10 protein-coding genes are annotated in these 12,784 nt (G+C 67.6%); 6 read left to right on the top strand and 4 right to left on the bottom strand.

The window, feature by feature from the left end; genetic code table 11:
- The first annotated feature begins 32 nt into the window (after window positions 1-32).
- Complete coding sequence (locus KF910_RS07845) at window positions 33-1,223, top strand: aspartate aminotransferase family protein (RefSeq protein WP_292260230.1); 1,191 nt, start codon at window positions 33-35, stop codon at window positions 1,221-1,223.
- Window positions 1,223-2,137 (top strand): ornithine carbamoyltransferase, encoded by a 915-nt coding sequence (gene argF, locus KF910_RS07840; protein WP_292260227.1) that lies wholly within the window; start codon window positions 1,223-1,225, stop codon window positions 2,135-2,137. Before KF910_RS07845 ends, argF begins: the two co-directional genes overlap by 1 nt.
- A gap of 12 nt (window positions 2,138-2,149) precedes the next feature.
- Here the strand turns inward: argF and KF910_RS07835 are convergent, their stop codons facing one another.
- The 3 genes from KF910_RS07835 to KF910_RS07825 all read right to left on the bottom strand — a co-directional run bounded on the left by KF910_RS07835 (window position 2,150) and on the right by KF910_RS07825 (window position 4,666).
- Entirely contained in the window at window positions 2,150-3,136 is a 987-nt protein-coding gene (locus tag KF910_RS07835) for an LLM class flavin-dependent oxidoreductase (RefSeq protein WP_292260224.1), read from the bottom strand.
- A 61-nt stretch (window positions 3,137-3,197) separates the two neighbouring features.
- Entirely contained in the window at window positions 3,198-4,136 is a 939-nt protein-coding gene (locus KF910_RS07830) for a pirin family protein (protein ID WP_292260221.1), read from the bottom strand.
- A 41-nt stretch (window positions 4,137-4,177) separates the two neighbouring features.
- The gene (locus KF910_RS07825) at window positions 4,178-4,666 is read right to left on the bottom strand and encodes an Lrp/AsnC family transcriptional regulator (RefSeq protein WP_292260219.1); all 489 of its coding nucleotides are present in this window, start codon (window positions 4,664-4,666) and stop codon (window positions 4,178-4,180) included.
- A 144-nt stretch (window positions 4,667-4,810) separates the two neighbouring features.
- On the opposite strand from KF910_RS07825, the gene KF910_RS07820 reads away from it, so the two are divergent.
- From KF910_RS07820 to lpdA, 4 genes are all read left to right on the top strand, one after another.
- A complete protein-coding gene (locus tag KF910_RS07820) occupies window positions 4,811-6,043 on the top strand; it encodes a thiamine pyrophosphate-dependent enzyme (RefSeq protein WP_292260216.1) in 1,233 nt (410 codons plus the stop codon).
- Window positions 6,044-6,102: 59 nt separating this feature from the next.
- Window positions 6,103-7,173, top strand: a complete 1,071-nt coding sequence (locus tag KF910_RS07815) for an alpha-ketoacid dehydrogenase subunit beta (RefSeq protein WP_416354690.1) — start codon at window positions 6,103-6,105, stop codon at window positions 7,171-7,173.
- Window position 7,174: 1 nt separating this feature from the next.
- On the top strand, window positions 7,175-8,896 hold the full coding sequence (locus KF910_RS07810; RefSeq protein ID WP_292260211.1) for a 2-oxo acid dehydrogenase subunit E2: 1,722 nt from the start codon (window positions 7,175-7,177) through the stop codon (window positions 8,894-8,896).
- A gap of 220 nt (window positions 8,897-9,116) precedes the next feature.
- Window positions 9,117-10,556, top strand: coding sequence for a dihydrolipoyl dehydrogenase (gene lpdA / locus KF910_RS07805; protein ID WP_292260209.1), 1,440 nt, complete (start codon window positions 9,117-9,119; stop codon window positions 10,554-10,556).
- A gap of 42 nt (window positions 10,557-10,598) precedes the next feature.
- Here lpdA and KF910_RS07800 read toward each other — a convergent pair whose 3' ends face one another.
- Entirely contained in the window at window positions 10,599-12,773 is a 2,175-nt protein-coding gene (locus tag KF910_RS07800; RefSeq protein WP_292260206.1) for a 3-hydroxyacyl-CoA dehydrogenase NAD-binding domain-containing protein, read from the bottom strand.
- Window positions 12,774-12,784: the final 11 nt, after the last annotated feature.

Here is a 12,784-nt window from a genome sequence, read left to right as displayed (position 1 = left end):
GCGCCGGGGCCGTCTCGCTTTTGGAGACCGACATGTCCGACCATCTGATGGGTGTCTACAACCGCGCGCCGCTGGAGGTGGAGCGTGGCCAGGGCGCCCGGCTGTGGGGGCGTGACGGGACCGAATATCTGGACTGCGTCATGGGCATCTCGACCAACGCCCTGGGCCACGCCAATCCGGTGCTGGTCCAGGCGGTCAAGGACCAGGCCGAGAAGCTGTGGCACGTGTCCAACATCTTCCGCATCCCGGGCCAGGAGGCCCTGGCTGACGCCCTGTGCGACAAGTCGTTCGCCGATGTGGTCTTCTTCACCAACTCGGGCACCGAGGCCGTCGAATGCGCCCTGAAGACGGCTCGCAAGCATCATGTCGCCAACGGCCAGCCTGAGCGGATCGACATCTACGGCTTTGACGGCAGTTTCCACGGCCGCACCTATGGCGCCATCAATGCGGCGGCCAATCCGAACTACACCGAAGGCTTCGGCCCGCCGATGCAGGGCTTCCACCAGCTGACCTGGGGCGACCAGGCGGCGCTGGAGGCGGCGTTCGACAATCCGACCACGGCGGCCATCATCCTGGAGCCGGTCCAGGGCGAGGGCGGGTGCCGTGAAACCCCGGTCGAGACCCTGCGCTGGATGCGTCAGAAGGCCGACGAGACCGGCGTCCTGATCATCTTCGACGAGGTCCAGTGCGGCATGGGCCGCACCGGCAAGCTGTGGGCCCACGAATGGGCCGGCATGGCGCCGGACATCATGGCGGTGGCCAAGGCGCTGGGCGGCGGCTTCCCCATCGGCGCCTGCCTGGCCACGGCGGAGGCGGCCAAGGGGATGACGGTGGGCGTCCACGGCTCGACCTTCGGCGGCAACCCCCTGGCCATGGCGGTGGGCCTGGCCGCCTTCACCGAAATCTCCAAGCCCGAGACCCTGGCCCATGTGAACGAGGTGGCCGGCTATCTGAAACAGCAGCTGGTCGGCCTGGCCGAACGCTTCCCCGACGTGATCGTGGACGTGCGCGGCAAGGGGCTGCTGGTGGGGGTCAAGCTGATCCCCAACAACCGCGAGTTCATGGCCCTGGCGCGCGATACGCAACAGCTGCTGGTCGCCGGCGGCGGCGACAACTGCGTGCGCATCCTGCCGCCGCTGAACCTGACCCTGGACGAGGCCCGGCTGGCCATCAGCAAGTTCGAGGGCGCGCTGGAAGCGGCACGGGCCAAGGCGGCGGCCTGATGGTTCGGCACTTCCTCGATATCCATCGGCTGGACGCGGCCGACCTGCGCGCCATCCTGGACGACGCCCATGCGCGCAAGGCGGCTCGCAGGGGCTGGCCTCAGGGGCGGCCGGACGCCGACGCCCCCGCCCGCGACCGGGTGCTGGCCATGGTGTTCGAGAAGAATTCGACCCGGACGCGCTTCAGCTTCGACGCCGCCATCCGCCAGCTGGGCGGCGCCGCCATCATCGCCAACGCCGGGGACATGCAGCTGGGTCGCGGTGAGCCGGTCGAGGATACGGCGCGGGTGCTGTCGCGCATGGTCGATGCGGTGATGATCCGCGCCAACGACCACGAAGAGGTCGAACGCTTCGCCCGCGTCGCCACCGTGCCGGTGATCAACGGCCTGACCGACCGGTCGCATCCGTGCCAGATCCTGGCAGACATCCTGACCATCGAGGAGCATCGCGGCCCGGTGGCGGGCAAGACCATCGCCTGGGTCGGCGACGGCAACAATGTCTGCCACAGCTTCATCCATGCGGCGCCGAAACTGGGCTTCCGCCTGACCATCGCCTGTCCGGCCGAATACCATCCCGACCTGATGGACCTGGCCAAGGGCGGGGACCATGTCGTCCTGACCTCCGACCCTCAGGAAGCGGTTTCGGGCGCCGATGTGGTGGTCACCGACACCTGGGTGTCGATGGGCGACCAGGACTATGACGAGCGTCTGGCGGCCTTCGAGGCCTATCAGGTGGACGAGGCCCTGATGCAGGCGGCGGCGGCCGATGCGGTCTTCCTGCACTGCCTGCCCGCCCACCGGGGCGAAGAGGTGACCGACGACGTCATCGACGGCCCCCGCTCTCTGGTCTGGGACGAGGCCGAGAACCGCATCCACGCCCAGAAGGCGGTCCTGGCCTGGTGTTTCGCCGGCTGAGGCGCGCGGCCGTCAGGCCAGACCCGCCGCCCGGGCCGTGATCTCCAGGCTGCGGATGCGGGCGTCGATGTCGAACACCATGCCGGTGACCATGATCTCGTCCACCCCGGTCGTGGCGGCGAACTCGGCCAGTTTCGTCCGCACCGTCTCCGGCCCGCCGATGGCGGCATGGGTCAGGCGGCTGTCGACGGCCGCCAACTGCTGGGGCGTCAGGACGGCGGCGATGTCGTCCACCGGCGGCTTCAGCCGGCCGGGCTTGCCGGTGACCACGGCGGCGAACGCCTGTTGCATCGAGGTGGACAGACGCCGCGCTTCTGCGTCCGTATCGGCGGCGAAGACATTGATCGCGGCCATGGCGTAGGGCGCCTTCAACGCCTCGGACGGGCGGAAACCCCGGCGATAGACCTCCAGCGCCTGCATCAGCAGCTCGGGCGCGAAATGGCTGGCGAAGGCGAAGGGCAGGCCCAGGTGCGCCGCCAGTTCGGCCGAGAACAGGCTGGAGCCCAGCAGCCAGATCGGCACGCCGGATCCTGCGCCCGGCCAGGCAGTCACGGCCTGCCCCTCGACCGGCGGGGCCAGGAAGGCCTGAAGCTCCAGCACCTCGCGCGGGAACTGGTCGGCGGCGTCGAAATAGCGGCGCAGCGCCCGCGCCGTCGCCCCGTCCGTGCCCGGCGCCCGGCCCAGGCCCAGGTCGATACGGCCGGGATACAGGGCCACCAGCGTGCCGAACTGTTCGGCCACCACGATGGGCGCGTGATTGGGCAGCATGATCCCACCCGAGCCGACGCGGATGCGATCCGTCGCCGCCGCCACATGGCCGATGACCAGCGAAGTCGCGGCCGAGGCGATGCCCGGCATATTGTGATGTTCGGCCAGCCAGAAGCGGGTGAAGCCCAACCGGTCGGCCGCCTGGGCGTAGAGGCGGGTCTCGCTAAGGGCGCGGGCGATGTCGCCGCCTTCGACGACGGGGGACAGGTCAAGGACGGAGTATGCGGTCATGCCCCGCTAGATCGGGTCCGCCCGTTGCGTTTCAAGACTTTGATCCAGCAAGAGCGGGGCGTCAGACCGGATGGGTCGGCTCGGGCTTCACCGGCTGGGGGGCAGGTTCCGGGGTGGCGGGGACGTCGGGCAGGGGGATGAACTCCAGGTCGTCCTCGTGCGGCAGGCTCATGCGGCCGGCCTTCCAGTCGGCCTTGGCCTGGTCGATGCGGGCCTGGGACGAGGCAACGAAATTCCACCAGATCAGCCGCTCGCCCACCGGCTCTCCACCCAGGGCCATGATCGAGGAGGGGCGCAGGGCCTTGATCGTCGGCTCGTGGTCGGGGGACAGGACGATCATCTGGCCTTCGTGGAAGGTGTGGTCGCCGACCTCGATCTCGCCCCTGGCGACGAACAGGGCGCGTTCGCTCATGCCGCCCTGGCCGCGCGCGGGGGGCGGGGCGGTGCGGACGCCCTCGGCCAGTTCCCAGTGCACATAGAAAAGGGGCGAGGCCGCCGGGGCCGCCGCCTTGGCGCCATAGGCTTCACCCGCCACCAGGCGCGCGAACAGGCCAGCGTTGTCATAGGTAGGCTGGGCGTCCTCGCCCAGGTGGGTGAAGGAGGGGGCCGTCTCTTCCGCCTCGGCCGGCAGGGCGATCCAGGCCTGCATGCCGTGCATGGGGCCGCCCTGGCTGCGCTTTAGCGGATCGGTGCGCTCGGAATGGACGATGCCCTTGCCGGCGGTCATCCAGTTGACCTCTCCCGGGCGGATCGGCTGGGTGTAGCCCAGGTTGTCGCGGTGCAGGATCTCGCCCTCGAACAGATAGGTCAGGGTCGACAGGCCGATGTGGGGGTGGGGACGGACGTTGATCGCCTCGGATCCCGGCGCGAACTCGGCCGGGCCCATCTGGTCCAGGAAGATGAAGGGGCCGACCATACGGCGCGAATGGAAAGGCAGCACGCGCCCGACCTCGAACCCGCCCAGGTCCTTGCGGCGCGCGTCGATCACCATTTCGATCATGTCAGACCCTCCAGACGCCGCAGGAGGGGCGCCGAACCCGATTATCCGACGTGCGGCGTCACTATGCCAAGAGGCAGGGCGGTCACATTCTTCACGCCGCGGGTGACGATGTGGCTCTCGCAGTCCGAGACGATGCCCAGGGCCAGCAGCTTGTCGCGCAGGAAACGGTCGAAGGCGTGCATGTCACGGGTGATGATGCGTAGCACATAGTCCTCGCGCCCGGTGATGGTGGCGCACTGGACCACTTCGGGCCAGTTGGCGACGGCGGCCTCGAACACATCCAGATTGTCCGTGGACGGCAGGTTCAGCTTGACGATCGCATAGACCTCGAACTCAAGGCCCAGCTTGGCGGCGTCCAGGATGGTGACCCGTTTGGTGATCAGGCCGGCGTCCTCCAGCCGCTTGATCCGGCGCCAGCAGGGCGAGGCCGACAGGCCGACGCGATCCGCCACCTCGGCGACCGACAGCCCCGCGTCCTGTTGCAGGATGTCCAGGATCCGGGCGTCGATGGGATCGAGTTCGTCAGCCAATGCGTTTCTCCGTTTGACAGGGCCGCGCAATAAAATACCTGCAAAACGTCAAACGCAAGACGATTTCAAGCGAGCCTTCCCATTCGGCCCGTGCTAGAGCGCGGGAACGAGGAAAACGCGGACGGATCAACCGGACGGCAGGACATGAAGAAGAATACGCGACCGCTTTCGTTGAGGGTGCCGGAGCCCTCGGGCCGCCCCGGCGACACGCCGGACTTCAGCCACATCCGCATGGACGCCGCCGGCGTGGCCGCGCGGCCCGAGGTGCCGACCGCGCCCCATGCCATGCTGGACCACGCCTTCGGCCTGATCCGGGTGCTGGACGATGAGGGCCAGGCCGTGGGGCCATGGAATCCGCGCCTGGACGCCGAGACCCTGAGGCGGGGCCTGAAGGCCATGATCCTGACCCGCGCCTTCGACGACCGGATGCATCGCGCCCACCGTCAGGGCAAGACCAGCTTCTACATGAAATGCACCGGCGAAGAGGCCATAGCGGTGGCCCAGGGGATGCTGCTGCCGCGTGAGGACATGGGCTTTCCCACCTATCGCCAGCAGGGCCTGCTGATCGCCCGGGGCTATCCCCTGGTCGAGATGATGAACCAGATCTATTCGAACGCCGCCGACCCGATCAAAGGGCGGCAGTTGCCGATCATGTATTCGTCCAAGGACTACGGCTTCTTCACCATCTCGGGCAATCTGGGCACCCAGTATCCCCAGGCCGTGGGCTGGGCCATGGCCAGCGCTTGTCGCGGCGACGACAAGATCGCCATAAGCTGGATCGGCGACGGCTCGACGGCCGAAAGCGACTTCCATTCGGCCCTGACCTTCGCCGCCGTCTATCGCGCCCCGGTGATCCTGAACATCGTCAACAACCAGTGGGCCATCAGCTCCTTCATGGGCATAGCGGGCGGGCTGGAGACGACCTTCGCCTCCAAGGCCGTGGGCTATGGCCTGCCGGCCCTGCGGGTGGACGGCAACGACTTCCTGGCCGTCTGGGCCGCCACCGCCTGGGCCGAGGAACGGGCGCGGTCGAACCTGGGCGCCACGGTGATCGAACTGGTCACCTATCGCGGCGCCCCGCACTCGACCTCGGACGATCCCAGCCGTTATCGCCCCGGCGACGAGCACGAGAAATGGCCCCTGGGCGATCCGATCGCGCGGCTGAAACAGCATCTGATCGGCCTGGGCGAATGGTCGGACGACCGGCATGAGGCGGCCGAGAAGGAGGCCGTCGAACAGGTCCGCGCCGCCGGCAAGGAGTCCGAGGCCATCGGCACCCTGGGCCAGTCGCGGCCCAGCGTGAAGACGATGTTCGAGGACGTCTATTCGACCGAGGACTGGCGCCTGGTCGAACAGCGCCGCGAGGTGGGGGTCTGACCATGGCTGAGCAAACCACCTTCACCGAGGCCGACCGCGCCGACGGGATCGAGCCGGACATGGTCGATCAGAACCACGCCCCGAAATCCGACGCCCCGACGGCGCCGGCCGTGACGCCGATGAACATGATCCAGGCCCTGAACTCGGCCATCGACGTCAAGATGACCGAGGATAAGAACGTGCTCTCGTTCGGCGAGGACGCGGGCTATTTCGGCGGCGTCTTCCGCGTAACCGACCAGCTGCAGCAGAAGCACGGCCTGACCCGCAGCTTCGACGCCCCCATCTCGGAGACGGGCATCGTGGCCACGGCCCTGGGCATGGCGACCTATGGGCTGCGGCCGGTGGTCGAGATCCAGTTCGCCGACTACATCTATCCGGCCTATGACCAGCTGGTCTCTGAGGCGGCCAAGATCCGCTATCGCTCGGGCGGCCAGTTCACCACCCCGATCACGGTGCGCAGCCCCTATGGCGGCGGCATCTTCGGCGGCCAGACCCACAGCCAGTCGCCCGAAAGCCTGTTCACCCACATCGCCGGGCTGAAGGTCGTCATTCCGTCCAACCCCTATGACGCCAAGGGCCTGCTGATCGCCGCCATCGAGGACGACGATCCGGTCATCTTCTTCGAGCCGAAACGCCTGTACAACGGCCCCTTCGACGGCTGGCACGAGAAGCCGGTCAGCCCGTGGAAAGCCCAGGACCTGGCCCAGGTCCCGACCGGCAAATACGTCGAACCCCTGGGCAAGGCGCGGATCATGAAGGAGGGCGCCGACGTCACCGTCCTCGCCTACGGCACCATGGTCTGGGTGGCGCTGGCGGGGGCCGAACACGCCGGTGTCGACGCCGAGGTGATCGACTTGCGGTCCCTCGTTCCGCTGGACATCGAGACCATCGAGGCCAGCGTGAAGAAGACCGGTCGCTGCGTCATCGTGCACGAGGCGCCCCGGACCTCGGGCTTCGGAGCCGAGCTGTCGGCCCTGGTCCAGGAGCGGTGTTTCTATCATCTGGAGGCGCCGATCGCGCGGGTGACGGGCTGGGACACCCCCTATCCGCACGCCTTCGAATGGGAATATTTCCCCGGCCCGCAACGCGTGGCCGACGCCCTGAAAGCCGTCATGAGCGGGGGTCGATAAGATGGGTCGCTATGTCTTCAAACTGCCCGACGTGGGCGAAGGCACGGCCGAGGCCGAGCTGGTCGGCTGGCATGTCAAGGTCGGGGATAGGGTGTCGGAAGACCAGATCGTCGCCGACGTCATGACCGACAAGGCGACGGTGGAGATCACCGCCCCCGTCGGCGGCCGTGTCACCGCCCTGCACGGCGAACCCGGCCAGATGCTGGCCGTGCGCGGGCCGCTGGTGGAGTTCGAGGTCGAGGGGGCGGGGAATGCCTCTGCCGACGAGCCCCCCTCCCCGGCTTCGCCGGTACTCCCCCCGGAGGGGGGAGATCATGCCGCCGCCGCCAATCCTCCTCCCTCGGGGGAGGGGGACCGCGTAGCGGTGGAGGGGGCTAACCCCGCCGCCACGCCCGCGTCCGGCGCCAACTATGTCTTCAAACTGCCCGACGTGGGCGAAGGCACGGCCGAGGCGGAACTGGTCGGCTGGCACGTCAAGGCGGGCGACACGGTGTCCGAGGACCAGATTCTGGCCGACGTCATGACCGACAAGGCGACGGTGGAGATCACTTCGCCCGTCGCCGGCGTGGTCGTGGCGGTCCACGGCGCGGCGGGCCAGCAGGTCGCCGTCGGCGGTCCCCTGGTCAGCTTCAAGGTCGAGGGCAAGGGCAACATCGCCTCCACATCGGCTCCCCTCTCCCTTGATGGGAGAGGGGCGGGGGGTGAGGGTGGCGGCGCGAGCCAGAAATCCGCCGCGCCTCCCGCATCGACCGCACCCCGGCCGGCCGCCGACGTCACCTCCGCCCCAACCCCTCCCCCATCAAGGGGGAGGGGCTCGGAGGCGCGGCTGTCCGACCGCAACCAGCGCCCGCTGGCCTCGCCCGCCGTGCGCAACCGCGCCCGCGACCTGGGGATCGAGCTTCAGTTCGTGCCCGGCTCCGGCCCCGCCGGCCGCATCGAGCATGCAGATCTGGATGCCTACGTCGCCTCTGGCGGTCGCGGTTCATCCGTAGGCGGATCGACCGGCTCGACCTATGCCAAGGCGGAGGGGACCATCGAAACCCGCATCATCGGCCTGCGCCGCAAGATCGCGGAGAAGATGGCCGAAAGCGTGCGTCGCATCCCGCACATCACCTATGTCGAGGAGATCGACGTCACGGCGCTGGAGGAACTGCGCGCCCATCTGAACGCCGAGGCCAAGAAGACGGGCAAAGGAAAGCTGAACGTCCTGCCCTTCATCGCCCGCGCCATTGTCGTGGCTCTGAAGGACCAGCCGACGATCAACAGCTGGTATGACGACGAGGCCGGCGTTCTGACGACGCACAAGGCGGTGCACCTGGGCATCGCCGCCCAGACGCCGAACGGCCTGATGGTGCCGGTGGTCCGCCACGCCGAGGCCCGCGATCCGTGGGACACCGCGCAGGAGATCGCCCGCGTGTCCGGCGCCGCCAAGGACGGCAGCGCCAAGCGTGAGGAACTGTCGGGTTCGACCCTCACCATCACCTCGCTGGGAACCCTGGGCGGCGTCGTCCACACCCCGATCATCAACCACCCCGAGGTCGCCATCGTCGGCCCCAACAAAATCATCGAACGGGTGGTGGTGAAGGACGGCCAGATGGTGGTCCGCAAGATGATGAACCTGTCCTCCAGCTTCGATCACCGCATCGTCGACGGCCATGACGCGGCGGTGTTCGTGCAGCGGATCAAGGGCCTGCTGGAGCACCCGGCGACGCTGTGGATGTAATGCCAACTGAGGGTTTGATCCGGGTCCGCTGCCTCAGCAACGCCGAATACCTCACCTTTGACAGGCAATCGTCTCGGCTCACGGAGTCATTTTTCCATCTTGTCGTGAATGATTTCTACTGGGCCAAGCCCGACCTGGAGCATGGTATGTGGCGAGTCTGGGATCTGAGCGGCCAAGACTATCTTTATCCTGAGCGCTATTTCGAACGAGCGGCAGACTGATGACCCAATCCCTCACCACCAAAGTCCTCATTATCGGCGCCGGCACGGGTGGCTACGTCGCTGCGATCCGTTGCGGTCAACTGGGGCTGGAGACCGTGCTGGTCGATGCGTCCGACGGACTGGGCGGGACGTGTCTGAATGTCGGCTGTATTCCGTCCAAGGCCATCATCCATGCGGCCAACAAGTTCGAGACGGTGGCCAAGGCGGCGAACGGCGGGACGCTGGGCATCACGGCGTCCAAACCCTCGGTCGATCTGAAGCAGACGGTCGAGTGGAAGAACGGCATCGTCAAAAAGCTGAACGCCGGGGTCGCGGGCCTGCTGAAGAAGGCCAAGGTCAAGGTGATCAAGGGCTGGGCGACCTTCTCCGACGCCAAGACCTGCACGGTGAAGACGGACGACGGCGAGATCGTCATCAGCGCCGAACACGTCATCCTGGCCACGGGGTCGGAGCCGGTCGAACTGCCCTTCCTGCCCTTCGGCGGCGATGTGATTTCGTCGACCGAGGCCCTGTCGCTGGACAAGGTTCCGGGCAGGCTGGTGGTCGTCGGCGGCGGCTATATCGGGCTGGAGCTGGGCATCGCCTATCGCAAGCTGGGCGCCGAGGTGACCGTGGTCGAAATGGCCGAGCGCATCCTGCCGCTCTACGACAAGGCCCTGACCGATCCCGTCGCCAAATGGATGGAGGCGCATGGGGTCAAGCTGATGCTGGGCGCCAAGGCGGGCGGCTTCGAAAAGGGCGCACTCAACGTCACCGACAAGGACGGCCAGGCGGTCAAGCTGAAGGCAGACAAGGTGCTGGTCACCGTCGGTCGGCGCCCGCGCACCCAGGGCTGGGGCCTGGAGAATATGGGCGTGGCCATGGCCGGGCCGTTCGTGAAGATCGACGACCGCTGCGCGACCAGCATGAAGAACGTCTGGGCCATCGGCGACCTGACCGGCGAACCCATGCTGGCCCACAAGGGCAGCGCCCAGGGCGAGGTGGTGGCCGAGATCATCGCCGGGCGCGCTCAAGCAGCGAGCGGCCGCGCCGCGAGCGATAGCGCCAAGGAACGCAAATTCGATCCCGTGACCATCGCGGCCGTCTGTTTCACCGAGCCGGAGATCGTCTCGGCCGGCCTGGGCCCCAACGATGTCGAGGGCCGCGACGACGTGATCCAGGCGGTCTTCCCCCTGATGGCCATCGGCCGCGCCCTGGCCATCGAGGCGGGCGACGACGGCGGCTTCGTGCGGGTGCTGGCGTCGAAAACCGACCACCGCCTGCTGGGCGTCCAGGCCGTCGGCCAGCACGTCTCGGAACTGTCCAACAGCTTCGCCCAGATGCTGGAGATGGGGGCTGTGCTGGAGGATGTGGCGGGCGTCATCCACGTCCACCCGACCCTGGGCGAGGCCTTCCATGAGGCGTCCCTGCGCGCCCTGGGCCACGCCATCCATATCTGAGGGCAGGGGAGAGACGCCGCCTCTGAAGAGGCGGCGTCAGGATCAGGCCGCCGCCTTCTTGCCGGCGAAGCGTCGGTAGAAGGTCTCGCCCTTGGCTGCCATGTCGCGCAGCAGTTGGGGCGGGGCGAAGCGGTCGCCGTAGCGGGCGGCGTAGGCGTCCGCCTGTTCGACGAAGGCCTTCAGCCCATACTGGTCGATGTAGGTGATCGGGCCGCCGGTCCAGGGCGCGAAGCCCCAGGCCAGGATGGCGCCGACGTCGGCCTCACGCGGGTCGTCGATCACGCCTTCTTCCCAGCAGCGGGCCACCTCTACCGCCTGGCGGAACAGCAGGCGACGCTTCTGGTCCTCGACCATCTCGGGCGTGGAATCGTTGATCTTCACCGGGGCCAGGTCCGCCAGACCGGGCCAGATGACCTTGGGCTTGACGTCATAGTCGTAGAAGCCCTTGCCGTTCTTGCGGCCGTAGCGGCCCAGATCCTCGACCATCCTGCGCACGATCTCGGAGCCCGGCAGCGGCTGGTATTTGTCGCCCAGGTCCTCGGCCGTCTGTTTGGCGATCTTGACCGACAGGTCCAGCGCCACATCGTCGTGCATTTCCAGCGGGCCGCGCGGCATGCCGGTCATGCGGCCGATGTTGTCGATTAGGACGGGGTTGTAGCCCTCTTCCAGCATGGCCATGCCCTCGGCCACATAGGTGCCGAAGCAGCGCGAGGTGTAGAAGCCGCGCCCGTCGTTGACCACGATCGGGGTCTTCCTGATCTTGATGACATAATCCAGCGCCTTGGCGATCGCCGCCTCGCCGGTCTTTTCTCCCAGGATGATCTCGACCAGCATCATCTTGTCGACGGGCGAGAAGAAGTGGATGCCGATGAAGTCCTCGGGCCGGACGCTGGCTTCGGCCAGGCCAGTGATCGGCAGGGTCGAGGTGTTCGAGCCGAACACGGCGCCGGGCGCCAGCTGGGCCTCGGCCCGCCTGGTGACATCGGCCTTGATCTCGCGGTTCTCGAACACCGCCTCGATCACCAGGTCCGACCCCTTGATCAGGTCGTAGTCGGTGGTGGCCGTGACCGAGTTCAGCAGGGCGTCATATTTGGCCTGGTCGATGGCGCCCTTGGACAGGCGCTTCCTCAGCAGGTCGGCGACATGGGCCTTGCCCTTGTCGGCGCTCTCCTGGTCGCGGTCGATCAGTATGGTCTCGATGCCGGCCAGGGCCTGCACATAGGCGATGCCCGCCCCCATCATGCCGGCGCCCAGGACGGTGACCTTCTTGGGGTCCGACTTGGGCACGCCGGCCGGACGCACGGCGCCCTTGTCCAGTTCCTGTTTCGACAGGAACAGCGACCGGATCATCCCCTGCGCCTGGGGCGTCATCAGGGTCTTGATGAAATAGCGGGTCTCGATCCGCAGGGCCGCGTCCATCGGCACCTGGACGCCTTCATAGACGGCCTTCATCAGGTTCAGCACGGCCGGGTAGTTGCCCCAGGACTGCTTCCTGATCATGGCGTTGCCGACCAGGAAATTCTGGATGCCCGCCGGATGATAGGGACCGCCGCCGGGCAGTTTGAAGCCCTTCTCGTCCCACGGCTGGACCGCCTTGGGGGCGCCCTTGATCCAGGCCTTGGCGGCGTCGACCGATTGGCCCTTTTCGACCACCTCATGGACGATGCCGGCGCCCTTGGCGTCGTTGGGGCGGAAGGACTTGCCCTCGCTCATGGCCATCATGGCCGCCTGGACGCCGACCAGGCGGGTCAGGCGCTGGGTGCCGCCGCCGCCGGGGAAGAGGCCGACCTTGATCTCGGGCAGGCCAAGCTGAATCTTCGGATCGTCCTCGACCACGCGATAGTGGCAGGCCAGGGTCAGTTCGAGGCCGCCGCCCAGGGCCAGGCCGTTGATAGCGGCGGCGATGGGCTTGCCGCAGGTCTCCAGCGCGCGCAGGGCGCCGTTCAGCCGCCAGCCGGCGTCATAGGCCGCCTGAAGGTCCGCCCCGCCCAGCATGCCCGACGCCATGTCGCCCAAGTCCGCCCCGGCGCAGAAGCCCGACGCCTTGCCGCTGGTCAGGACCGCGCCCTTGATGGCGTCGTCGGTCTTCACCCGTTCGACCCACTGGGGGATTTCCTGCATCACCGAGGCGGTCAGGGTGTTCATCGACCGGTTCGGCACGTCGAACACAATCGTAGCGACGCCATCCGCGTCGACGTCGATCTTGAAGTTTTCCATATCCATTCGCT

It is taken from the genome of Brevundimonas sp. (assembly GCF_019636155.1).
Lineage (GTDB): Bacteria > Pseudomonadota > Alphaproteobacteria > Caulobacterales > Caulobacteraceae > Brevundimonas.
Note: the sequence above shows the minus strand (reverse complement) of the source record. Positions and strands in the feature narration are given on the sequence as shown.